The 22,107-nt window shown below is 47.7% G+C and carries 21 protein-coding genes and 1 pseudogene; 9 read left to right on the top strand and 13 right to left on the bottom strand.

Going from position 1 to position 22,107, the window contains the following annotated elements; all coding sequences use genetic code 11:
• Positions 1-51 precede the first annotated feature (51 nt).
• From LA360_RS19155 to LA360_RS31485, 3 genes and pseudogenes are all read right to left on the bottom strand, one after another.
• Positions 52-1,236 carry a trans-sulfuration enzyme family protein gene (locus LA360_RS19155; RefSeq protein WP_112481481.1) on the bottom strand — a complete coding sequence of 395 codons (1,185 nt, stop codon included), beginning with the start codon at positions 1,234-1,236 and terminating at the stop codon, positions 52-54.
• 93 nt (positions 1,237-1,329) lie between these two features.
• Positions 1,330-2,013 (bottom strand): FadR/GntR family transcriptional regulator, encoded by a 684-nt coding sequence (locus LA360_RS19150; RefSeq protein WP_174713905.1) that lies wholly within the window; start codon positions 2,011-2,013, stop codon positions 1,330-1,332.
• A 128-nt stretch (positions 2,014-2,141) separates the two neighbouring features.
• A pseudogene (locus LA360_RS31485) lies at positions 2,142-2,665 on the bottom strand (nucleoside deaminase).
• Positions 2,666-2,836: 171 nt separating this feature from the next.
• On the opposite strand from LA360_RS31485, the gene LA360_RS19140 reads away from it, so the two are divergent.
• The 5 genes from LA360_RS19140 to LA360_RS19120 all read left to right on the top strand — a co-directional run bounded on the left by LA360_RS19140 (position 2,837) and on the right by LA360_RS19120 (position 8,724).
• Positions 2,837-3,508, top strand: coding sequence for a Crp/Fnr family transcriptional regulator (locus LA360_RS19140; protein WP_022200260.1), 672 nt, complete (start codon positions 2,837-2,839; stop codon positions 3,506-3,508).
• Between the two features lie 273 nt (positions 3,509-3,781).
• Complete coding sequence (locus LA360_RS19135) at positions 3,782-5,188, top strand: YfcC family protein (protein WP_022200259.1); 1,407 nt, start codon at positions 3,782-3,784, stop codon at positions 5,186-5,188.
• Between the two features lie 37 nt (positions 5,189-5,225).
• Positions 5,226-6,416, top strand: a complete 1,191-nt coding sequence (locus LA360_RS19130) for a M20 metallopeptidase family protein (protein ID WP_022200258.1) — start codon at positions 5,226-5,228, stop codon at positions 6,414-6,416.
• A gap of 18 nt (positions 6,417-6,434) precedes the next feature.
• Positions 6,435-7,352: a dihydrodipicolinate synthase family protein gene (locus tag LA360_RS19125; RefSeq protein ID WP_022200257.1), complete on the top strand. Its 918-nt coding sequence runs from the start codon at positions 6,435-6,437 to the stop codon at positions 7,350-7,352.
• A 16-nt stretch (positions 7,353-7,368) separates the two neighbouring features.
• Positions 7,369-8,724 (top strand): FAD-dependent oxidoreductase, encoded by a 1,356-nt coding sequence (locus LA360_RS19120; protein WP_022200256.1) that lies wholly within the window; start codon positions 7,369-7,371, stop codon positions 8,722-8,724.
• Positions 8,725-8,807: 83 nt separating this feature from the next.
• On the opposite strand, the gene tadA is transcribed toward LA360_RS19120, so the two are convergent.
• Positions 8,808-9,500 carry a tRNA adenosine(34) deaminase TadA gene (gene tadA, locus LA360_RS19115; protein WP_089776417.1) on the bottom strand — a complete coding sequence of 231 codons (693 nt, stop codon included), beginning with the start codon at positions 9,498-9,500 and terminating at the stop codon, positions 8,808-8,810.
• Positions 9,501-9,594: 94 nt separating this feature from the next.
• Here tadA and LA360_RS19110 point away from each other — a divergent pair, with 94 nt between their 5' ends.
• A complete protein-coding gene (locus tag LA360_RS19110; protein WP_022202139.1) occupies positions 9,595-10,293 on the top strand; it encodes an anaerobic ribonucleoside-triphosphate reductase activating protein in 699 nt (232 codons plus the stop codon).
• A gap of 105 nt (positions 10,294-10,398) precedes the next feature.
• On the opposite strand, the gene LA360_RS19105 is transcribed toward LA360_RS19110, so the two are convergent.
• Positions 10,399-12,924, bottom strand: coding sequence for a DUF6128 domain-containing protein (locus LA360_RS19105; protein ID WP_057572343.1), 2,526 nt, complete (start codon positions 12,922-12,924; stop codon positions 10,399-10,401).
• A 209-nt stretch (positions 12,925-13,133) separates the two neighbouring features.
• On the opposite strand from LA360_RS19105, the gene nagB reads away from it, so the two are divergent.
• The gene (nagB, locus tag LA360_RS19100) at positions 13,134-13,859 is read left to right on the top strand and encodes a glucosamine-6-phosphate deaminase (RefSeq protein ID WP_022202140.1); all 726 of its coding nucleotides are present in this window, start codon (positions 13,134-13,136) and stop codon (positions 13,857-13,859) included.
• Between the two features lie 153 nt (positions 13,860-14,012).
• Here nagB and LA360_RS19095 read toward each other — a convergent pair whose 3' ends face one another.
• Complete coding sequence (locus LA360_RS19095) at positions 14,013-14,273, bottom strand: hypothetical protein (protein WP_057572342.1); 261 nt, start codon at positions 14,271-14,273, stop codon at positions 14,013-14,015.
• Between the two features lie 116 nt (positions 14,274-14,389).
• Here LA360_RS19095 and LA360_RS19090 point away from each other — a divergent pair, with 116 nt between their 5' ends.
• Positions 14,390-14,566 (top strand): hypothetical protein, encoded by a 177-nt coding sequence (locus LA360_RS19090; RefSeq protein ID WP_022202142.1) that lies wholly within the window; start codon positions 14,390-14,392, stop codon positions 14,564-14,566.
• 97 nt (positions 14,567-14,663) lie between these two features.
• A complete protein-coding gene (locus LA360_RS19085) occupies positions 14,664-14,822 on the top strand; it encodes a hypothetical protein (protein WP_160116307.1) in 159 nt (52 codons plus the stop codon).
• Between the two features lie 139 nt (positions 14,823-14,961).
• Here LA360_RS19085 and LA360_RS19080 read toward each other — a convergent pair whose 3' ends face one another.
• The 7 genes from LA360_RS19080 to LA360_RS19050 form a co-directional block, all read right to left on the bottom strand.
• Positions 14,962-15,534, bottom strand: a complete 573-nt coding sequence (locus tag LA360_RS19080; RefSeq protein ID WP_057572341.1) for a GerMN domain-containing protein — start codon at positions 15,532-15,534, stop codon at positions 14,962-14,964.
• Positions 15,535-15,562: 28 nt separating this feature from the next.
• Positions 15,563-16,012: a MarR family winged helix-turn-helix transcriptional regulator gene (locus LA360_RS19075; RefSeq protein WP_330364527.1), complete on the bottom strand. Its 450-nt coding sequence runs from the start codon at positions 16,010-16,012 to the stop codon at positions 15,563-15,565.
• A gap of 123 nt (positions 16,013-16,135) precedes the next feature.
• Positions 16,136-17,485, bottom strand: coding sequence for a UDP-N-acetylmuramoyl-L-alanine--D-glutamate ligase (gene murD / locus LA360_RS19070; RefSeq protein WP_022202144.1), 1,350 nt, complete (start codon positions 17,483-17,485; stop codon positions 16,136-16,138).
• Positions 17,486-17,496: 11 nt separating this feature from the next.
• Positions 17,497-18,933, bottom strand: coding sequence for a MurL-like N-terminal domain-containing (locus LA360_RS19065; RefSeq protein ID WP_057572340.1), 1,437 nt, complete (start codon positions 18,931-18,933; stop codon positions 17,497-17,499).
• A gap of 227 nt (positions 18,934-19,160) precedes the next feature.
• The gene (locus tag LA360_RS19060) at positions 19,161-19,688 is read right to left on the bottom strand and encodes a spore maturation protein (protein WP_002584508.1); all 528 of its coding nucleotides are present in this window, start codon (positions 19,686-19,688) and stop codon (positions 19,161-19,163) included.
• A gap of 165 nt (positions 19,689-19,853) precedes the next feature.
• Positions 19,854-20,786 (bottom strand): cysteine synthase A, encoded by a 933-nt coding sequence (gene cysK, locus LA360_RS19055; RefSeq protein ID WP_022202146.1) that lies wholly within the window; start codon positions 20,784-20,786, stop codon positions 19,854-19,856.
• A 150-nt stretch (positions 20,787-20,936) separates the two neighbouring features.
• Entirely contained in the window at positions 20,937-21,860 is a 924-nt protein-coding gene (locus LA360_RS19050; protein WP_022202147.1) for a LysR family transcriptional regulator, read from the bottom strand.
• Positions 21,861-22,107 lie beyond the last annotated feature (247 nt).

The following is a 22,107-nucleotide window of genomic DNA, read 5'->3' as shown; positions in this document are numbered from 1 at the left end:
CCTTTTTACTGCTTGATTTTCACTGCTTTTTGTTGCTGTACCTCTACGCTTCTATATCTTAGCAAGAGCTGATTCCAAATCTGAAATCAAGGCCTCTGTACCTTCCAGTCCGCAGTGGATGCGGATAACATTCTGTGCTGCCCCCAGTACCCGGCATGTCTCCTCATCCAGTCTGGCGTGAGGCAGGAACACAAGGCTCTCAAACCCGCCCCATGATACACCTATCTTGAATATCTTAAGGCTCTCCGCCACCTTTATTGCATCCCCCGTGGTTCCATGAATCTCAAAGCTCATAAGTCCGGTGTTGCCGGTCTGCTGCTGCTTCATCAGCTCATACTGGGGATGAGAGGGAAGTCCGGGGTAATTGACCCGGCGTACCTTGGGATGGGCCTCCAGGAATTTTGCCACCTCCATGGCCGCGGCCTGGTGCGCCGCCAGCCTGACCTCCATGGTCCGCAGTCCCCTTATCATAAGCCATGCCTCCATAGGACCCACGATTCCGCCCAAAAGCTCCCTGTTGGCAGTCAGCTTTTTCATGAGTTCCTCGTCCTTTACCGCCAGCATACCTCCGATGATATCGCTGTGTCCTCCAATGTACTTGGATGTGGTGTGCATCACGATATCCGCCCCCATATCCAGGGGCTGCTGATAAATCGGGGTACAGAACGTATTATCTATGTAGACCAGCGCATGGTGTTCCCTGGCAATCCGGGACACGGCCCGTATATCCTGAAGGGAAAACACCACTGAAGACGGACTCTCCAACACAATCAGGTCCGTGGCATCTGTCACAGCCGCCTCAAATTCCTTCACCGTATCGCCGGTCACATAAGAGAGGGTAATATCCAGGTGTTCTCTGCAGTATTTGCTGAGGAAGTCCTTTAAGGGGCCGTATGCATTGTGAAGGCATACCACATGGCTGCCTGCCTTGCAGGCTGTAAGGACTGCCGTGGTGGCAGCCGCCATACCGGATGCAAAAGCCAGGGCACCCACGCCGTGCTCCAGGGCCGCTATCTTGTCCTCCAGTATGCGCACCGTAGGATTCTGCACCCTCCCGTAGCAATATTTGTGCTTGTCTGTACGGTCAAAATCATAGTAATCGTCAAGGGTCTCAAATACATTAAGCGAATTCATGAATACCGGGGGAACGATAGCATTGTAATAATGCTCGTACTCTTCCCCATAGTGGGCCGTGATTAGCTTTGTACTTTTTAGATACTCATTCTGATTTGTCATATCATTACCTCTCTCTCCCCTGGTTAATTGTAAATAATATACAATCCTATATGCTATATGCTATAATATAGGTTAGGGTATAATTATAAAATACTAGCGTTGATTACGGATATCTCTGTACACAGCATCCAAAAGCCTTTCATTGATCGTCTGTGCTTTTTTGACATTCTTTTCGCAGATGGCATTATAAAGCTCCTCGTGAAGAGGAAGGCTTTCCAAAAACGGGTCCTCCATGTTCAAGGGAAATTCCCAGAACTTATCCATAACGCCGCTGATGGACAGAATCAGCTGATACATAACCTGGTTATGGGACAGGCGGTAGATGGTATAGTGGAACTTCTTATCCTCTGCGGTCTGCTGCTCTCCCCGGCGGAATTTTGCCATCAGCACCCTGGTTATAGCTCCCAGTTCTTCTAACTCCTCCTGGGTAACGGAGTGGATCACCATGCGGAGTATCTCACGCTCTAATATCTTGCGTACCTCCAGGGTGTCCAGGAGAAGTTCCTTCTCCCTGGCAAAATCAATCAGCCTCAAAAGGTTATTGACCTCCTGACTTCCCACATAGATGCCCTTGCCGTTCTTTGCTTCCAGTACGTTCCTGGCTTCCAGCGTCTTCATGGCTTCCCTGAGGGACGTCCTGCTGACCCCCATCATCTCTATCAGTTTTTCCTGTGAGGGGAGGCGGTCACCTGGTTTTAAACCATTTTCCTGGATATAATTCTGTATATATCGGATTATCTCTGATTGAAGAGATGTACGCTGTATTTTACTGTTCATTCTGCTCACTCTCATGATGTTTTTGTTCAAGCTCATTAGATTAACCTTATCATATATGGGGCTTATTGTCAATAATGGATTGTATTGTTATATTATATCCGCATTATATATACACATTGCACAATCCGCTACTTCTTTTTGCGTTCACGCAGGTTCTGGAAGAAATACGACATCAGCTTTGAACATTCCTGTTCCAGCACCCCCTCCGCCACCTCTGCCTGATGATTAAATCCCGGCACATGGAGCATATCCAGTACGGACCCCGCGCAGCCGGCCTTGGGATTCATGCATCCCACCGCAATCCTGAGTATACGCGCCTGCACAATCGCTCCGGCACACATGGGGCATGGTTCCTGTCCCCGCAGACAATCACGCATCCGATGGGCACGTCCCCGATGGCGGCCGCCTTTTTAGCCTGGCGAAGCGCCTCCCTCATAAACCCTTCATCCCGCTTTCTCTGCTTCAAACGCTGCTCCTCTGCCGCAAGGGCCGCAAGACGCTGCTTCTCCATTCTCTTTTCATAATTCCTGCGCCGTGTTTCCTGCCCCTTTAGACGGGCTGCTTCTGTTTCTGCTGCCTTTCTGTCGCGGGGTTGGCGGTTTGGTTCTGTGGGTTCCTGGTTCGATGCCATATCTTCCTGATTTGATGCCATATTTTCCTCTCCTATATCAATTGGCCCTTTTGTGCGCAATGACTCAAAAAAGAACCCCCTTTACAGGTGAATGAAGCTTGTGCTATAATCTACAGCAATTAGTTAAACAAAAAAATATTAATTATAGCTTCAATAAAGGATATGCCATTATTATACTTGGAGTGAGTGGAGATGCAGTTAGATAATTCTAGTTTTACTCTGCCAAATAAAAGAAATGCGGTATTAGAACGACTCATTGAATGTCATGGGGAAACATGTGTATATCCTGCAAGGAAGATTTTTCTGACACCAGGTCAAAAGCTTCAGGGGGTATATTATATAATCACAGGCAGAACACGCCACTACATGATAGGGACAGACGGAACTGAAAAGATTCTATATACTCTTTCTGATGGGTGGTTTTATGGCGAAACACCGTTGTCACTTCGGGAATCAACAGGATTATTTTCTCAGGCAGAAGTGGAAACTCGTGTTCGCATCATTCCCTATCAGGATTATGAGATACTGCTTGATACAAATAAGGTTTTCCGCGAAGCCATTCTTGAGAGTTACTCAAAAAAAATGTTAATTATGCGCCATGAAATTGAGAGCTTGGCTTTTAATTCCTGTAAGGATCGCTTAAAACGCTTATTCTGTTCCACAGCTGATACGTCCTATCTATTGGAAAACAAGTGGTATAATCTAAAGGTTCATTATACGCAACAGGAATTGAGCGCAATTATCGGTAGTTCCAGAATCACAATAAGCAAAACCATAAAGGAATTATGTAATGAGGATTTTATCCGGATTTTAAATCGCAATACGCAGATTAATGCTGCTGCATACAATAAGGTGATGGAATAGCAGAAACTGTCGAACTTTTATAAATATTTTGTATAGTAAATGTAAAATTATATTAAATTATATATCCAAGGACTCATGGACTTTATCATGAGTCTTTTTTGTTTAAACTGTTTTTAAATTAATGTACAAAAAGATGTATTTTATATGTTTTTTCATTGTAAATTAGGAAGCAGTAACATTACTAAAAATATGCTAGACTTATCTTAATAATTATTTGACAGAAAGGTGGGTAGGATTAATAATTTCAAAAATTAGTTAATAGGAGGAAACGGTATGAAAGAACGCAATAAAAAGTCATGGTTCCCTAACGTATACACAATCTTGTTTTTATTAGCAATTGTATCAGCCATTTTGACATGGATTGTCCCTGCTGGAAATTATGAACGTGTGACAGAAGATAATGTAACAAAGGTTGTGGCTGGCACTTACCATGTGATTAGTCCGAATCCTCAGGGACCTTGGGAAATTTTTCAGGCATTGGTAACAGGTTTTAAAAATCAGTCCAGCCTGATATACATGATTTTGTTTGTAGGCGCAGCAGTTTACATGATTACAGAAACAAAAGCAATTGACACAATTTTTATGAAATTGGCAAAAGCTGTAAAGGGCAGAGAAGAAATAGCTATTTTCTGTGTTATGTTTTTCATGTCCCTGGGCGGAGCCACTGGTGTATTCGGAAATGCAACCCTTGTTTTAATTCCCATTGGGATCTTCCTGTCACAGGCAATGGGATTTGATAAGACTCTTGGATTCTTTATGATTTTCTTCGGACAGTTTGCCGGTTTTAATGTCGGCTGGGCTAATGCGGGAGTATTGGGGGTGGCGCAGTCAATAGCAGAGGTACCACTGTTTTCCGGTTTCAGTGCCAGAGTGATTTTCCATATCGTAAACTTTACATTAAGTTATGCGTTCGTTATCTTTTATCTCCATCAGATAAAAAAGGACCCTTTCAGAAGCCTGAACTATGAGCAAGGCTTGAAAGTAAATGATATCATGGGATATCAGGACGGTGAATTAGGTGATTCCCCCGTAACAAAAGTTCAGGTACTGTCTATGCTGTGTATGGCGACAGGTCTGGCTGCGGTAGTAATCGGCGCATTGAATTTTAAATGGGGCGCTGACAAAATATCCGCAACATTTCTGGTCGTTTGTCTCTTAATAGGATGTGTAAGCTGCAAGGATATAAATGTAGGTTTTGACCGTTTCATTAAAGGCTGCGCAAGTACAGTAAGCGCTGCATTCATCGTGGGCTTTGCAAATTGCCTGACTGTACTAATGAGTAATGGCATGATTCTGGATACAATTGTATACTGGCTGGCAAAACCAATCAGCCACATGGGTGCTGTCTTAGGGGCAGGATTCATGTTCCTTGCTAATGCTCTTATTAATTTTTTCATTTCTTCCGGTTCCGGTCAGGCAGCAGCAGTTATGCCAATTATGGTTCCAATTGCAGATTTGACGGGCATTACAAGACAGGTTGCTGTACAGGCATTCCAGTTCGGAGATGGATTTACAAACTGTGTCATTCCTACCATCGGTACTTTGATGGGAGGTCTAGGTTTTGCAGGTATTTCTTATGGGAAATACTTAAAGAAGGCAATGCCTCTTATTCTTGTTCAGATAATTCTGGCGTTTTTTACACTAATGTTTCTTCAGAGCATAGGTTGGACCGGACTTTAGATACTTAAGATACCAATGTAGCAAGAAGGAGGATAACATGACAATACATGAATTAGTCGCTTCACTTGAACCTGAAATTAATACAATCCGCGAACAAATCCACGAAAATCCTGAGCTCGGACTTAAAGAATACAATACAAGCGCTCTCATAGAAAAAGAATTGCGAGCAAAAACTCATGTTGACAGAATTGAGCATATCGGCGAAACCGGACTTCTGGTGGAAATAAAGGGAACGAAACCGGGCATTGCTCACTGCATCGCACTTCGAGGAGACATGGATGCCCTCCCTATAAAAGAAGATGAGAACCATAAACTGAGAAGCAGGACAGACGGCATAATGCATGCCTGTGGACATGATGTACACACGTCCATCTTATTGGGAGCAGTGAGAGTTCTTGAGCATTACAGAAACCAGATTGCCGGATCCATTCTATTCTTTTTTCAACCGTCAGAGGAAACGTTACAAGGTGGAAAACTGTTTGCTGAAAGCCCCAAAATTGACTTCCATACCATTGACGGCGTGGCTGCCTTGCATGTAACACCTGACTTATGTGCTGGCAAAATTGGAGTGCGCTATGGCGCAATTCTGGGAAGCTCAGACGAGCTTACTATTACAGTAAAAGGAAAAGGCGGGCATGGCGCCCATCCGGACACAGTTATCGATCCCATCCTGTTAGCTTCCCAAATTGTACAGGCACTGCAGATGCTGGTATCCCGTGAGCTTGCGGCAGACCAATCTGGCGTTGTCTCCCTCTGCTCCATCCAGGGCGGAAACGCATTTAATATTATCCCCGACTCCGTTGTATTAAAGGGCACTATCCGCGCTCTGGATTCAAGAGTCCGGGAGCATATATTAAAAAGAATTCCCGAAATTTGTAAAGGTGTGGCTGCAGCTGGACGGGGTGATGCAGAAGTGAGCATCAAACTGGGCCCTCCTCCGCTAATTAATGACAGCCAATGGGTTGATCGGGTAAAGCGCTGCGGCAGCAAACTTCTTGGTCATGAAAATGTAATCGAGCTGGAACATCCCAGTATGGGAGCCGAAGATTTTGCGTTTGTAATGCAGAAGGCACCTGGTGTTTTCGTTAGATTTGGTTCACGAAGTGAAGGGGGGCCTTATGGGGGGCTCCATAGCCCTCACTTTTACTGTGACCGAAAAGCTCTCACCACAGGTATACTTACACTTGCTGGTATTGCTTTAGATTTCTTTGGGGTCGATTTTGAATAATGAAAAAGGAGATAAACAATGATCCAATTACACGGTTCATGGGTAGCAATGCCTACCCCATTTACAGAGAATAATAAAATTGATTTTAATGGTTTTGAAACCCTGATTGACCGTCAAATAAAGTATGGGACTTCACAAATTTTCATTCTTGGTTCGGCAGGGGAGGTGACCCTGCTTACATTGGAAGAGAAAAAAGCCATCGTACATGAAGTGATTAAAATTGTAAACGGAAGAATTCCTGTGTTTTTCAGTGCAGCATCTATGACCACACAGGCAAGCACAGATTTCGCCCAATATTGTGAAAAGGAGGGAGCTGACGGGGTCATTTTTACAGTTCCACCATACGTTTTGATTAACCAGACAGCCACTTTTATTCATATGGATACTTGTATGAGTTCTGTAAGCATACCATGTGGTATCTATAACAATCCCTCCAGGCTTGGAGTTCAGGTTATGCCGGAAACAATTAAAAAACTATCCGATGCACATCCGAATTTTGTAGTCGACAAGGAAGCTCTTCCAAATGTAGAACAACTGGTTCAGGTACAGCGTCTCTGTCAAGGTAAAGTTAAGATTATGTGCTGTGATTTCCCGAAATATTCTATTGTACTTCCAACCCTAGCTGTAGGCGGAACCGGAACAGCAAATATTGGCGGTAATATCATTCCAGAGGAAGCGGCATTGTATTCCCGCCCCTGGACGGATATGAAAATTATTGAGGAATGCAGAGAGAATTATTTTAAATGGTTTCCTCTTCTTCAGGAACTGTACACTTTCTCTAATCCAGTTGTCATTAAAGCTGCTTTAAATATTCTTGGCCTTCCGGGAGGACACCTGAGAAAGCCTTATCAGGATTATGCCGGTAACAAACTGAAAGAGCTTGAAAATTTGATGGGTGAGATGGGTGTCATTGACAAATATGGAGTAAAGAATTGAAAACCGGAGGTTCAACATGGCAGAGAAATTGATTGTTATAGGAGGTACTGCTGCTGGCCTAAGCGCGGCATCCCGAGCACGTAAAGAGAAACCTGACATGGAGATCCAAGTCTTTGAAAAATCCGGATTTGTCAGTTATGGAGCATGCGGTCTTCCCTATTTTGTAGGGGGAATCATTCATGATATCAATGAGTTGGTGGCAATTAACGCAGAATCGTTAAAAAGCAAGCGGAATATATCCGCCTGGATACACCATGAGGTGATTCTCATTGACCCGGAAAAAAAGGAGGTTTCTGTAAAAAATTTAGATACAGACAGAGTCAGTATACATCCTTATGATAAACTGGTGATTGCCACTGGAGCAATACCAGTAGTACCGCCTATTCCCGGAATTCACTCAAATGGAGTATACTATCTGAGAAACATGGAAGATGGCATCCGTCTAAAAGCTGCAGCAAAGGAAAATGGGAGAGTCTGTATCATCGGCGGCGGAGCTATCGGACTTGAGACCGCCGAGGAGCTGAGCAAAGCCGGGCTTTCTGTATCCTTATATGAGCAATTCCCACGACTCCTTCCATTTTTAGACAACGCATTTTCTAAAGCGCTGGAGGATACTCTTATGAAGCGCGGCATAAAAGTACACACGGGCACACAGATATCTGAAATCCTTTGTGAAAACGGAGAAGCCAAAGGTATTCGGACAGCCTATGGAGAGAACGAACCATCAGACATAATCCTTGTATCGGCTGGCGTAAAACCGGCCAGTGCTCTGGCCGAGAAAGCCGGACTTGCACTGGGCCTGAATGGAGGAATTATTGTGGATGATGAGATGCGCACAAGCCACAAGGATATCTGGGCCTGTGGAGACTGCGTACAGATGAAAAACAGGATTACAGGAAAACCAGCTTACGTTCCTCTAGGTACAACCGCTAACAAGCAAGGACGTATTGCGGGTGGTAACGTGGCCGGCGGACATGACACCTTTAAGGGAGTATTGGGTTCCATGGTGACAAAAGTGTTTGAGCTTTTTATTGCCGCAACTGGCCTATCACAAGAGCAAGCAGTCAGAGAGGGATTTGACGCGATATCGGTCAGCATCACGAAAGCAGACCGCGCTTCCTATTATCCTGGCGGCCGCGACAATCACATCTGCCTGATAGTGGATAAAAAAACCGGCCTCCTTCTGGGTGCTCAGGGCATTGGAAGTGAAAGTATCCCAGGAAGAATTAATGTACTCGCAACTGCAATTACTTGTGGCATGACTGTAGAAGAGATAAATGAATTAGACTTAGTTTACGCCCCTCCCGCAGCTCCTGTTTATGATCCAATCCTCATCGCAGCAAGTCAGGCAATGAAAAAAATCACAGAATAAACGGTAATCGTTCAGGACGGTGCTTCTTAACCGGATTTTTCGTTCAAGAAGATATGCCGTCCTGCACCGTTACAATAAGAAAATTATTTTTTGCGTTCACGCAGGTTCTGGAAGAAATCCGACATCAGCTTTGAACATTCCTGTTCCAGCACCCCCTCCGCCACCTCTGCCTGATGATTAAATCCCGGCACATGGAGCATATCCAGTACGGACCCCGCGCAGCCGGCCTTGGGATTCATGCATCCCACCGCAATCCTGGGTATACGCGCCTGCACAATCGCTCCGGCACACATGGGGCATGGTTCCAGTGTCACATACATGGTGCAATCCTCCAAACGCCAGTCTCCCATCTTTTTGCATGCCTTTTTAATGGAAATAATTTCAGCATGGGACAGCACACTCTTATCCGCGTTACGCCGGTTATATCCCCTGGCTATGATCCTGTCCCCGCAGACAATCACGCATCCGATGGGCACGTCCCCGATGGCGGCCGCCTTTTTAGCCTGGCGAAGCGCCTCCCTCATAAACCCTTCATCCCGCTTTCTCTGCTTCAAACGCTGCTCCTCTGCCGCAAGGGCCGCAAGACGCCGCTTCTCCATTCTCTTTTCATAATTCCTGCGCCGTGTTTCCTGCCCCTTTAGACGGGCTGCTTCTGTTTCTGCTGCCTTTCTGTCGCGGGGTTGGCGGTTTGGTTCTGTGGGTTCCTGGTTCGATGCCATATCTTCCTGATTTAATGCCATATTTTCCTCTCCTATATCAATTGGCCCTTTTGCCATGATTTGATTCCTCTTTTTTTAAGGCTTCATGTGTGTTATACTTTTTTATTATAAAGAATAAATCAAAAATTGAAAAGGGACAGGTTAAGAGGCTATGAAAATATGCGGACTGCAAAAGACTACGCTGCTGGACTTTCCGGGCAGGGTGGCCGCAACTATATTTACAGGAGGGTGTAATTTCCGGTGTCCCTTCTGCCATAACAGCGGACTTCTGGGCTCAGACGCAGAAGAATATGAAACCCAGGAGGATATCCTGGCGTTCCTGGAAAAACGCAAGCGGGTACTGGAAGGAGTCTGCATCACAGGAGGTGAGCCTACCCTACAGCCGGACCTGGAGGAGTTCATACGGAAGGTGCGAAGCCTGGGACTGGCTGTGAAGCTGGATACCAATGGCTACATGCCCGGAATACTGAAAGATTTGTGTGCCAAAGAGCTTTTGGATTGCGTTGCAATGGACATTAAAGCCGGACGGAACCACTATGAAGAGGCAGCCGGGGTATCCGGTCTTTCCATGGAACGGATAGATGAGAGTATCGAATTTCTGCTGTCAGGCAGCGTTCCCTACGAATTTCGGACCACCGTTGTCCGCGGTCTTCACACATCGGATGATTTCAGGCAGATTGGACCGTGGATTAAGGGTTGTCCTGAATACTACCTGCAGTGTTTCACGGAATCCGGAGAAGTACTTGTCCCCGGAGTCTATTCAGATTTTACAAAGGATGAAATGACGGCGTTTGCTGATTTGGTACGCCCCTATGTGGGGCAGGTTTCCCTGCGGGGAATTGATTACTAACCCGAATAAGGGTTATGTGATAAATTTTGTATGGCATTTAAGTTAATTGCATCCATGTTTCGCCCCTTCCGGCAAAGTCAGACCGTACCGAAAGGGACGAATTATTTAATCCTGGTTTTCTAACCGCACATCCGTATACCAGTATCCAAAGCGGCCGTCCTGTGACGGCTGTTTTCTTGCCAGCACGAAATGTGGAAAGCCGAACATGGATGCCATGTATTTTTCATTGCTGTAATAATTGCCGGGGACCCCAAGTATGTATCGGGTCCGCCCCTTTGTCTCATCTCCGATACGGGCTAATATCAGATAACGGTAATTATAGTATCCGTGCAGCAGAAAGCTGTTATTGCCATAATTCCAGTTCTCCCGTGGCAGCAGTCCGATATCCTGAGGCTTAATTGTCAGAATCTCACACCCATTGGCGCTGTCAAATGCCTGTATCTTGGGATACCGCTTGCGCAAGCCATCCCACAGCCTGCCCGGGAAATCAGATTGCTGTTCTTCCTGCTCCAGCCGTTCTAACTCCTGGAAATTTCCCAGTATCATGGTTTCCTCGCCTGCATCAACAACGGGCACTCTTTCCTCAGCCTGCCCAACTGTTTCGCCGCTGTCACCGGTCTCCGGCCCGGCCGGCCGCATGAAGGGCTTCCTGCCCTGGTATACCTGTTGGTTTACCGGGCGCCGGGATGGCATGGGCTGCTGGTTCTGTGGCCGTTGATTTGGTGCGGGCTGTTGGTTTGACATCGGCTGCTGGTTTGACATCGGCTGCTGGTTTGGCATCGGCTGCTGGTTTGGCATCGGCTGCTGGTTTGGTACTGGCTGACGGGTTTGCATTGGCTGCCGATTTGGTACCGGCTGCTGGCTCATCGAACTCTGCCCCGGCGTTTGTTGACGTGACGGCATTATCTGACTGCTCGGCATCAGCTGGCGGGGTGCCCTTGACTGTTGATTCGACGTTGGCTGCTGCCCCGGCATTGGATGCTGACCCGGCATTGGCTGCTGACCCGGCATTGGCTGCTGACCCGGCATTGGCTGCTGCCCCGGCATAGACTGACGGCTCCGCATTGGCTGCTGATTCATTGGTCCCATTCCCTGTGATGGCTGCTGATTCACCGGATACTGTTCCATCAGCCGTTCCTTCTCCAACTGGCCTCCGGAAGAACCCGTATGCACTGTTCCCGCAGGCATATGCCTGCGTGGCATCCCGGGCCTGGTCATTATGTTTGGTCTGGGAACCGTCCTGTTTTCCGGCATACTATCAGGCTGCAGAGGAATACGGGTATCAGGAACCATTTCTTCCTGCCTGGGCGCTCCCATATTCAGCGGGTCTTGGACGGTCTGAGGCTCACGGGGCATTCTTTCATTTTCCTGAAAAAGCTGTTCTCTTATAGATGTCACATTCTTTTCATCACAGCTGTGCTGAGGCTTTTGCCGCTCCCCAAAATTCCATTTGTCTTTCCAGGCCCCACGGTCTGATTCCTGCTCTCTACCCGCATTTGGCGTCATCATGCCATTCGTCTGTTCCACATCTTCTATTGGCATGATTCCCGCCGGACCTCTATTTCGTAAAACCACTGTTTTCTCCGGCTCTGCCTCCTTCTCCGATTGGCACTCTAATCGGGAATCCGGGATGTCTCCTGATTCCTGTGCCTCCTGTATTCCATCCGGCATTTCATCCGGCAGGGATTCCGGCTCCAGCTCCATACTGTCTTCTGCATCAGGCAACAGCTCCGGTTCCAGCGCCAAATCGCCTCCGGCATCCGGGGTACCAAAAGTCTCCATCTGCTTTACAGCTTCCTCTGACTCCTGATTGTTTTGCTGGACGCTGCCGCCCTGCTCATTCTGATTTTCGGACATTTCGGCCGGCTCTGCCTCTACTGACTCCGATACAATTTCTTCTGCCCCGACTGTTTTTTCCGCTGCCTGTTCCAATACTTCTGTCCTTTGACTGGATTCTGCTGTCTGGTTGGCCTCATCCTCCGCCTGGAATACTTCCTCTGACATTCCGGCCGATACCTCTGCCTCCTGTACGGCCTCCACAGTCTCCGCGGCACGTTTTAAAGAGGATTCCTGTGTACCGTTCTGTTTTCCCGCAACGCGCATCTGACGGACCTCTGCCGGAGAACTGCTGAGCACAGGACCGTCCCCGCCTTCCGCTGCCTTTTCCCCGGACCGCAGCTCCTGATTCAGTTCTTCCATTTTTCTATGTATCTGCGCCTCTGCATCTCCCAGCTTACTGGAGGTCACATCCGCCAGCTCCACTTCCGCTGCATGGGCCACCGCATCCTCCCAGATGGTTGTATATGCCCGCCATGTATCCCCCTGTTCGTGTATGGTCAGACCGTAGCACTGGTCCATGCTGCAGCCGGAATCAGCGGCATTTTCCACATTTACCACGGCGCGGAACTCACCGCATCCGCTGCGGATAAATATACTGCCCAGGAAAATCTCCTTTCCCGAAGCCAGCAGATAAACCCCCAGGTCGCTGCTTCCAACGTAAACCTTCTTTACATTTACGCTGAGTTTGCATTGCCCATTCCGGGATTCCAGCTTGGCAAACCCGATATTCTTTCCCTTTACCTCACCTTCATAGGCGTAGATATAAGATATCAATCTCCGATAATTGGTCATACTTTCACTCCTCGCACCCATAATCTGCAGCTGCCCTGAACACGGCCTATCTGCTTTTATAAATATTTTATGCATTTACCCCTTGAAAGTATGTTAGGAAAATGTTATCCTGTATTTAAAGATTAATAAAAATTTTTTCCAAAGCAGTGACCCTCTGGAAATCCGGGGCACCGCAACTACTAATAATGTATGGAAAGGTGGCAATTATTATGAAAATCTACAAAGCAAAAGATTACGAAGAATTAAGCCGCAAGGCAGCCAGCATCATCGCTTCCCAGGTACTGATGAAGCCTGACTGTGTTCTTGGTCTGGCAACCGGTTCCACCCCAATCGGCACTTACAAGCAGCTGATTGAATGGTACAACAAAGGCGATTTGGATTTCTCCAGTGTAAAGAGCGTGAACCTGGATGAATACAGAGGTCTTACCAGGGATAATGACCAGAGCTACTACTACTTCATGTATAACAATCTTTTCAAGCACATTAACATCAACATGGATTGTACCAATGTTCCCGACGGCACCCAGTCTGACAGCGATAAGGAATGCTCCCGCTATGAGGACGTGATTAAGAGCCTGGGCGGTATTGACCTGCAGCTTCTGGGTCTGGGACATAATGGCCATATCGGTTTTAACGAGCCGGACGAAGAGTTTGCCAAGACCACTCACTGTGTGAATCTGACCCAGAGCACCATCGAGGCCAATAAGCGTTTCTTTGCTTCCATTGACGAGGTTCCGAAGCAGGCTTATACCATGGGTATCGGAACCATTATGAAGGCTAAAAAAATTCTTCTGGTTGTCAGCGGCTCTGACAAGGCTCAGATCCTCCATGATGTGCTCAGCGGCCCTGTAACTCCTCATGTTCCTGCATCTGTACTCCAGCTCCACAACGATGTGATCGTTGTTGCAGATGAAGCAGCCATGGCTAAATTCTAATATCAGTGCTGCTTATTACCGGCCTGCTTATTACCGGCATACTTAATAATGATATTTTATCATGGGAAATCTTATATTAAAAAAAGCCATGCCCCTATCCCCAACCGGAAAGAGGCATGGCTTTTTTAACTTCACATCACATATCAACAAAGCTTAAGACGGCTGCTCCCGCCCCATCTCCTGAGCCATCTTATTCCGTGACAGCTTTATGCATCCCAGGGCTGCCACCAATGTAAATGCCATGGATACCGCACAGACAGGCCAGATAATACTGTAGTTTTTCGTAATGTCATAGATCAGGGATACCAGCAGTGTTCCCGCCACGCCGCCAAACCGGTTCACGGAAACCGCCATTCCATAGATAAGGCTGTAATCCCTGTTTCCGAATATCCTGCTGGTAAGAAGGGTGGGCATGCTGGAGGTAATGCCGGCAGAAGCAGATATTTACCATTTCCCAAAAATCCACGGAAACCTGCCGGGAGCTGCTGACGCTGAGCAATGAGAACCGTGATACGGACCTGACCCGCGTCATGTTCGACTACTCCTTCTGCATTCCCAATATGTATTTCAAGTCCGCCAACCGGTATCTGGAGAAAGAAATCCAGCACGAAAAAATGTATGCCTCTATATTGCAGAACATGACTCTGGATGAACTGCTGGATACAGATGAGACAATCATCACCAATGCGGCGGCAGCCTGGATATAGAAGAAGTTTCTCCTGGACTTTAGCCGGGAGAATACCACCGGTATCCTGTTAAAGAAAACATTGCAGGGATTTGAAATCCATACCACACAGCAGGTGCTTGAACGGATTACCGAACATTTCACGGTCTGCCCTGGAACTGATTGGAGCCAGGGAGATCACGACCCAGGAGTTTGACTGCACCTTACAGATCACGGCGGCCAACACACCAACCGTTTTCTCAACGCCCTTCAGCAGAATGGCTTTGCCCAGATTGTAGGTGAAAAAAGTCCCTGATGAAGGGACGTCCCAGCCGTATTTACCGCCTGGAGCTGTAAATGCCTTATAAGGACAGAAGATCAGAGACGGCTGCCCTCAAGTGGAGTCTCCACTTACGGGCAGCCGCCTCTTTCACTTATTTATTCAACAGACTCATAGTCCGCATTATAGGTGAGATAGTCACTATCTCCCTGTTTAATGTCATCGCCTTCATAATTGGCGCCGTTCACCTTAAGCTTAAGCTTGGACAGCTCAAAGTTCTCCGTGAAGGTATTGCCAATCTCAGTGAGGAACATCTTGTCGGAACATCCCTCTGCGCTCTCAGCCTGACTTAAGTCCAGGGTTCCGACCGCGTTCTCATCCTTGCCCTCAACGTCAAAACTGAGGACCTTCGTACCGTCAGTCAGCACGCCGTATTCAATCAGCTTGTCTACCAGAAGCTGTGCGTCCAGCCCTTCCGTATCAAGGGAGTCCATATCCTGCACCAGACTTCCCTCGCCGCCGTGATATACGGAAATCACAGCTACCGGCATAACGTTGGGGTCCGGAACTTTATCGCTGGCTCCGCCTGTGCTTGGCGGCACCATATCCTCCTGGGATTTAGCTGCTGTAGCAGCGGTGGTTTCTTTTTTCTGTTTTTCAGTGGTAGGTGTACAGGCTGCCAGGGATACTGCCATCAGGACGGTCATGACACCAATCAACCATTTTTTCATAATTGTAAAGCCTCCTTAAATAATCCTCTTAAAAGCTTCTGAACCAGGTATTGAGCTTTGTCAGCGCCTTTACCAGGGCCTCCAGCTCCTCCTCTGTCAGTTCTTTTACCACGCTGTCTATCATCTGTTCGTGGAACTTCTTATGATGATAATAAGCCTTAACTCCTTTTTCTGAAAGGGATATGAATACGACCCTGCGGTCCTCACTGCTGCGGTTACGGACTACATAGCCCTTTTTCACCAGGCTGTTCACGGATATAGTCAATGTTCCCACCGTGACCGACAGTTCCCGGGCAATGGATGACATGTTCTTTGGCCTGTCTATGCCGATGGCGTCTATGACATGCATATCGTTATTGGTAATATCACTAAATTCCGAGATGATAATTGCCTTCTGCTCTATATCATTGACATCGCGGAACAGGCTAACCAAAACTTCATTCAGCGTCTCGTAAGCTCCCACGTTTCTCCCTTTCACTTTCTGCTTCAAAAGCTTCTTACTGATTGTACAGTATTTTAAGTGTTCACACAACCCCCTAAATCCTTATAAAATTCTTAAAAGGTTGTGATTTTTTTGTTTCATTTACATTCTTATCCAGATTTACTTTTTAAATACAAGACGCGAAAATGTTTCTCCCCGTTCCTCAAAATTCCGGAAGATGCCATAGCTGGCAGCGGCCGGAGACAGCACGCAGCTTGTACCGGGCCTCGTTATCTGACGCGCCCGCTTGACCCCGTCCTCCAGATGCTCCGCCAGTATAAGCCTGGCCCTGTTCTTAAATTCTGGATAATATTTATGTATTTCCTGGTATATCCTCTTGCCCGTGGCCTCCATCAGGATAATATGCGGCACCGGACATTCCGACAGATACTCAATCAGTTCCCTGTAGTCGATTCCCCTGTCCATGCCGCCTATGAGTACTGTATCCGTATCCTTCAGCGTCTTAAGGGCCTGAATGGTGGTATCGCAAATCGTGGAGATGGAGTCGTCATAATATTTCACGCCCTCCCGTTCCCCAATATACTGAAGCCGGTGGGGAAGGGGTTCATACGTCTTAAGCCCCCGGGCAAAAACCCGGTCATCGATTCCCAGTATGCTGCACACCCCATAGGCCACGCCGATGTCAAAATAATTATGCTGTCCCAGCAGCTTAATCTCATCCGTGGGTATGCAGAATTTCCTTCCCCGGAAATGAATCCAGGTGCCGTCCTGTTCCTGAACCACATCCAGCTCTTTGCCGCTGCCGTCCATGCCCGCCCTTATCAGCCCGGAGGGGCAGGTTCCCTCCTCCGGCAGGCACTGCACGTTGCAGATCAGGATATCGTCCGGGCGCTGGTTCTTAAAAATGTGGTGTTTTGCCTCCACATACTTTTCCATGGTTCCGTAATGGTCCAGATGTTCCTCGTGGATGTTCACCAGAATTCCTATATGGGGCGAGACCGTCATATATTCCAGCTGATGGCAGGAAAGCTCAAACACAATCCTTGTGTCCGGCTTCACTTCCTCCATGTGGTCCAGGGCCGGTATGCCTATATTCCCCACCAGAAGGGCATCCATGCCCGCCTGCTTAAGCAGGTGATACAGGAGGGTCGTGACCGTACTCTTGCCCTTGGTTCCCGTGATTCCGATAATCTGATCCCGAAAGCACTGGAAAAACACCTCTGTCTGGGACAATATACTGCACTTGTATTCTTTTTCGGGCCGTTCCAGGACAATTCCGGGACTTTTAAATACAACATCATAGTCATCCATACACTTCTGGTAATCCGGGCCGGTATGCCACACCGTACCGTCCTCCGGCACGGCAGCCGGAGCCTTTAAATCCGCTATATCCAGGACCTCATATGTTCCCAGCCGCCTGAGGACATTCCATGTGGACTGCCCTTCCCTGCCATAGCCCAGAAGCAGTATGCGCTTCCCCTTAATCCAGGGTTCTATCTTCTCAATCACGTTCTTTCTCCTTATAAGCCGTCTGCACAGTATTTCCTCACCAGCCGCGCCAGGTCATCCGGAACCAGGTTATTCCCGTCATAATAGGATGAGTACTGGTCCCCTTTGGCCTCATAGGTCCGGTACAAATCCGTGGTTTTATAATAGGAAAGAAGACGGGGCAGCGCTTCGCCCGCTTCCTCCAGCTCTTTGATCGTAAGCACTATGGCTGTATTTATTTCATCGCGGCTGCCCACACACTCAAACGGTTTCTCTTTCTCTATCCCAATGAGCTGGTCCAGGGTTTCCTTCATGTCCCAGTCGTCCAGCATGTTCCGGCCAAAAATATCCATGACCTCCTGCGGCGTAAGAAAGGGCGACAAAATCAGGTACACAAACAGGCACTTGGGGCAGTGTCCGCACCAGGAGTCAGTCCTGCTTCCGGCATTACAGCTCCGGAATATGCCATGGTACTGCTTCTGCCCCGCAAAATACCTGGCAATCTGGAATTCACTCAAAGGGCGCAGCAGACTAAAATAGTACGCGCTACCCCTCAGATATGTGTTCTGATAATAATGGAAATCCTCCTCAAACTTAAAGCTCTTGGAATACTGATGGTTTACCGTGCTTCCCTGGACCGTGCTCTCGTTGGCACTGGATTCATTGGACAGGGCCACCATGGACAGGCCGTGCATCCTGGCAGCTATGATGCCGGAAAATGCCACCAGCGCGGAAAACGGCGTATGCCCGTTCAGATATCCCTGCCGGTTAAGCTCCAGCATATTGGGGTCCAGGGTACGCTTTGCACTTATGACATGGGCCTCGTCCAGGCCCGCCGCCTCGGTGGTGTGTATGGTAGCTCCCCTGGGATTGATGATATAGGCGTAGATGGTCTTTCCCGCCAAGCGCAGAAGCTCCAGCGTCACCACGGAATCCTTTCCTCCGCCAATGGGAACCAGGACCCCGCCGGATGCCAGGGAATCACTGTTTACGGCGCTGATGCCCGCCGCTTTCCCATTCCCATCTATCTCCGCACCCCATGCTGCATGCCGCTCTTTACATTGGCCTGCACACCGGATATTCATAAAATGATTGGGTTCCGCTTCCTCTATGCCATTTACATAGAAAAATTCACCCAATCCGTTAAAATACAGATCCTTCCACCAGTCAATCTGGTCCTGGTTCAGCCATCCGGCCTCCACTGCCACTGTGGGCGGGCAGGCAATTTTCCAGTAGCTCACCAGCTCCACCATTCCCAGGGAAAATATCATGTCCTGCATGAGCCTGTCTTTTGACCATCTGTGACAGTCCCCCTCTGCCTTCGGAAACACCCAAACCGGCGCAAACTCAGACAGTCCCACTGTCTCAAACCGGTATGTGATCCTCAGACAGCTTTCATTTTCCTCTATCTCATATCCTCTGTAAGCAAAGCGGGGATACTGCTCCCGCAGGCTCAGATACTGTTTCATTCCTTATTCCTCTTCTCTCCACAGCATAAACCCGCTGTACGCTAGCGTATGTCCGGATCGTCCAGCCGGAATGTCCATTCCAGCTGCCCGCAGGCACACCCTAAGGCCCTGATATAATCATATACAGGGCGCACATACAACGGATTCCCTTTTTCTATGGCTATTATAGTCAATAACCCTTGATATTGCAATGTTTTTTTATGCTCCGGACAGCAACGGCCGCAGCTTTATCTAACCGCACCGGCCAGTACCACGCTGGCCGCCACTCCCGCCGCCGTGGCAATCATCCCCCCGGCCAATGTGTACCTGGTCCTGGTAATGCCTACACTGCCAAAATATACGCTCAGACAGTACAGCACTGTCTCCGTACTGCTCATGAGCACGGATGCAATAAGTCCCAGAGAGGAGTCTGTACCGTACTCCTTAAATATGTCCAGCACCAGCCCTGTGGCCGCTGAGTTGGATACCAGACGCACCAGGACCACAGGTACGATTTGGGGAGGTATATGTAAAAGGGCCGCAGGCATCTTAAGCAGCTCTCCCAGAAAATCCAGAAAACCGGATGCCCTGAGGACTCCCACCGACACCATAAGTCCCACCAGGGTTGGCAGGATACCGGCTACTGTCTTCATGCCGTCCTTTGCCCCGTCGATGAAATCGTCCAGCACCGGACGCCCGGACAAAAGGCCAAAGCCCACAATATAAAAAATCATCAGAGGGACCATTGCCTCTGACAAAAAAATCAGGAATTTCATATATCAGTTCCAGGTCCGTTTGTTTATTACATCTTATTCCATTGATGCTTGTTTCATGACGGGAAAAGACTGCCCGCTTGGACCACCTTATCCTTGGGCGCCGGAGCCGTCACAGCGTCCGGCGCATCCGCAAACCGTGTGATTCTTATTAATATCTAATCCTGATTACTCCACAAACAGCGCTGTGGAATAATACCTGTCCCCGCTGTCAGGAAGCAGCACGACAATGGTCTTGCCCTCATTCTCAGGCCGTCTGGCAACCTCAATGGCTGCGTACAGGGCTGCTCCTGATGAAATTCCGGTCAGAAGTCCCTCTGTCCTGGCTAACATCTTCGCAGTGGCAAAGGGCGCTTCATTGTCCACGGTTATGATTTCATCATATATATGGGTGTCCAGCACCTTGGGAATGAAACCGGCTCCGATTCCCTGGATCTTATGGGGGCCGGCGCTTCCTCCGGAAAGAACCGGTGATGTGGATGGCTCCACGGCTATAACCTTGATGCGGGGATTCTTTTCCTTCAAATATGTTCCGGTACCTGTAAGGGTTCCTCCTGTTCCCACGGACGCCACAAATATATCTACCTGCCCGTCCGTGTCATGCCAGATTTCCGGCCCCGTGCTCTCCATATGCGCCCTTGGGTTCACCGGATTATCAAACTGCCCCGGTATGAAGCTGTCCGGTATCTCCCTTGCCAGCTCCTCCGCCTTTTCAATAGCCCCGCTCATTCCCTTCTCACCGGGTGTCAGAACTATTTCGGCCCCGTATGCCTTCAGTATATTGCGGCGCTCCACGCTCATGGTATCGGGCATGGTCAGTATCATCCTATAGCCCTTGACCGCAGACACAGCAGCCAGGCCAATGCCTGTATTGCCTGACGTGGGCTCAATGATGACAGAACCCGGTTTCAGCCTGCCGGTGCGTTCCGCATCCTCAATCATGGCTTTTCCCACTCTGTCCTTAACGCTCCCGGCCGGATTGAAGTATTCCAGCTTCACCAGAAGACGCGCTTTCAGCCGCTCCTTCTTCTCGATATTGGTCACCTCTACCAATGGGGTGTTGCCTACCAGTTCAATGGCTCCCTTATAAATCTTAGACATAGCTTCCACCGTTCCCTCACAGGCGTGCAGGGCCTTTCTTTTTATTCATAGTTAATCACTAGGTTTTCTAGGATTATATGACCGCCGCAGGGATTTGTCAAGCATTAATTCCCTGCGCCGGCTAAAAAATAGAAAACTGTTGGCGGCAGGCTATATATTGATATAAAGGCGTTTGGCCAGTTCAATAAAATCATTGGCAAAAGATGGGAGATAACTGTTTTTGCGGGTTGCAACGACTAATGCGGAGGTAGTCCGCGGTTCTCCGAAGCTGAAGCATGAGATGGGATTTCTAAAATTATGATGTAATATATGAGGTTCAAATAAAAAGCTGACACCATATCCAACAGAAATAAGTTCCATGATTGCAGGAATGTTACTGGTATGCAGGATATTTTCAAGAACAACGCCCTGCTGGTGAAGATACTGGTCGATAATCTGGCGGGTTCGTTGGTTTTTCAGCATTAGCAGAATGGTTTCATTTTGCAGCAGGCGAACATCAAGTCTGGGATATTTGCTGGCAGGATTTGGCTGGGCAAAACGTTCCATAGGGTGGCCTTTTTTTACACAGATCAGAAGTTCTTCTTCTCCGAGAATTTCTGTCTGGATTAATGGATTGGTGTCTCCAAAACGCTGGTTATAAAAAGCAAGATCCACTTCCATGTTTAACAGTTTTTTGTCAAGCTCAGCGGAAGGTCCTTCCACAATCTGGGTTTTTACATTGGGAAACATCTCCTGAAATGCGGGAAGAATGGCTGGCAGCATATAGGTACAGCGCATGGTGGGAAAACCAAGACGTAATACGCCTACATTTCTTTTAACGATATCAGCCAGTTCCGCATCCAGATCGGATTTTAACTGCAGGATCTGCTCTGCTTTTTCCAGATATCGTTCTCCCACATAGGTCAGGTGATATTTATGACCGGCTTTGCGAAAAAGGCTGACGCCAAGTTCGTCTTCCAGATTCTTGAGAAACTTGCTTAATGTAGGCTGTCCGATATACAGAGATTCGGCAGCTTTTGTTATATTCTGATATTTGGCAATTGCGATGACATATTGAAATTCCCGAAATTCCATAGAAAAACCTCCTTTTAAAAAGTATAGCATACCTAAAAACGGAATTCAATAAATATTCCTTTTATGAATGAAAAATATAAAAAATATGAATATTAGCGAAAGCGCAGGACTTGAATAAAAAACCAAGGAATTCTGATATAAAAACGCATTTTTTGTAAGTTTTACATAAAAAAATAGAGATATATTTGTAAGTTTTCCACATAATAAATGATTAAAATGAATGATTTTTATGAATACTATGAATTTG

Source organism: Enterocloster clostridioformis, assembly GCF_020297485.1.
Lineage (GTDB): Bacteria > Bacillota > Clostridia > Lachnospirales > Lachnospiraceae > Enterocloster > Enterocloster clostridioformis.
Note: the sequence above shows the minus strand (reverse complement) of the source record. Positions and strands in the feature narration are given on the sequence as shown.

Excerpts from the sequence above, each read along its gene's own strand:
- LA360_RS19065 (WP_057572340.1), bottom strand. The coding sequence starts at position 18,933 with ATGAAACAGTATCTGAGCCTGCGGGAGCAGTATCCCCGCTTTGCTTAC.
- LA360_RS19105 (WP_057572343.1), bottom strand. The coding sequence starts at position 12,924 with ATGACCAATTATCGGAGATTGATATCTTATATCTACGCCTATGAAGGT.
- LA360_RS19050 (WP_022202147.1), bottom strand. The coding sequence starts at position 21,860 with ATGGAATTTCGGGAATTTCAATATGTCATCGCAATTGCCAAATATCAG.
- LA360_RS19120 (WP_022200256.1), top strand. The coding sequence starts at position 7,369 with ATGGCAGAGAAATTGATTGTTATAGGAGGTACTGCTGCTGGCCTAAGC.
- LA360_RS19060 (WP_002584508.1), bottom strand. The coding sequence starts at position 19,688 with ATGAAATTCCTGATTTTTTTGTCAGAGGCAATGGTCCCTCTGATGATT.
- LA360_RS19095 (WP_057572342.1), bottom strand. The coding sequence starts at position 14,273 with ATGCCCACCCTTCTTACCAGCAGGATATTCGGAAACAGGGATTACAGC.
- LA360_RS19140 (WP_022200260.1), top strand. The coding sequence starts at position 2,837 with ATGCAGTTAGATAATTCTAGTTTTACTCTGCCAAATAAAAGAAATGCG.
- nagB (WP_022202140.1), top strand. The coding sequence starts at position 13,134 with ATGAAAATCTACAAAGCAAAAGATTACGAAGAATTAAGCCGCAAGGCA.
- LA360_RS19080 (WP_057572341.1), bottom strand. The coding sequence starts at position 15,534 with ATGAAAAAATGGTTGATTGGTGTCATGACCGTCCTGATGGCAGTATCC.
- LA360_RS19135 (WP_022200259.1), top strand. The coding sequence starts at position 3,782 with ATGAAAGAACGCAATAAAAAGTCATGGTTCCCTAACGTATACACAATC.
- LA360_RS19090 (WP_022202142.1), top strand. The coding sequence starts at position 14,390 with ATGTTCGACTACTCCTTCTGCATTCCCAATATGTATTTCAAGTCCGCC.
- tadA (WP_089776417.1), bottom strand. The coding sequence starts at position 9,500 with ATGGCAAAAGGGCCAATTGATATAGGAGAGGAAAATATGGCATTAAAT.
- LA360_RS19150 (WP_174713905.1), bottom strand. The coding sequence starts at position 2,013 with ATGAACAGTAAAATACAGCGTACATCTCTTCAATCAGAGATAATCCGA.
- LA360_RS19110 (WP_022202139.1), top strand. The coding sequence starts at position 9,595 with ATGAAAATATGCGGACTGCAAAAGACTACGCTGCTGGACTTTCCGGGC.
- LA360_RS19130 (WP_022200258.1), top strand. The coding sequence starts at position 5,226 with ATGACAATACATGAATTAGTCGCTTCACTTGAACCTGAAATTAATACA.
- cysK (WP_022202146.1), bottom strand. The coding sequence starts at position 20,786 with ATGTCTAAGATTTATAAGGGAGCCATTGAACTGGTAGGCAACACCCCA.
- LA360_RS19125 (WP_022200257.1), top strand. The coding sequence starts at position 6,435 with ATGATCCAATTACACGGTTCATGGGTAGCAATGCCTACCCCATTTACA.
- LA360_RS19155 (WP_112481481.1), bottom strand. The coding sequence starts at position 1,236 with ATGACAAATCAGAATGAGTATCTAAAAAGTACAAAGCTAATCACGGCC.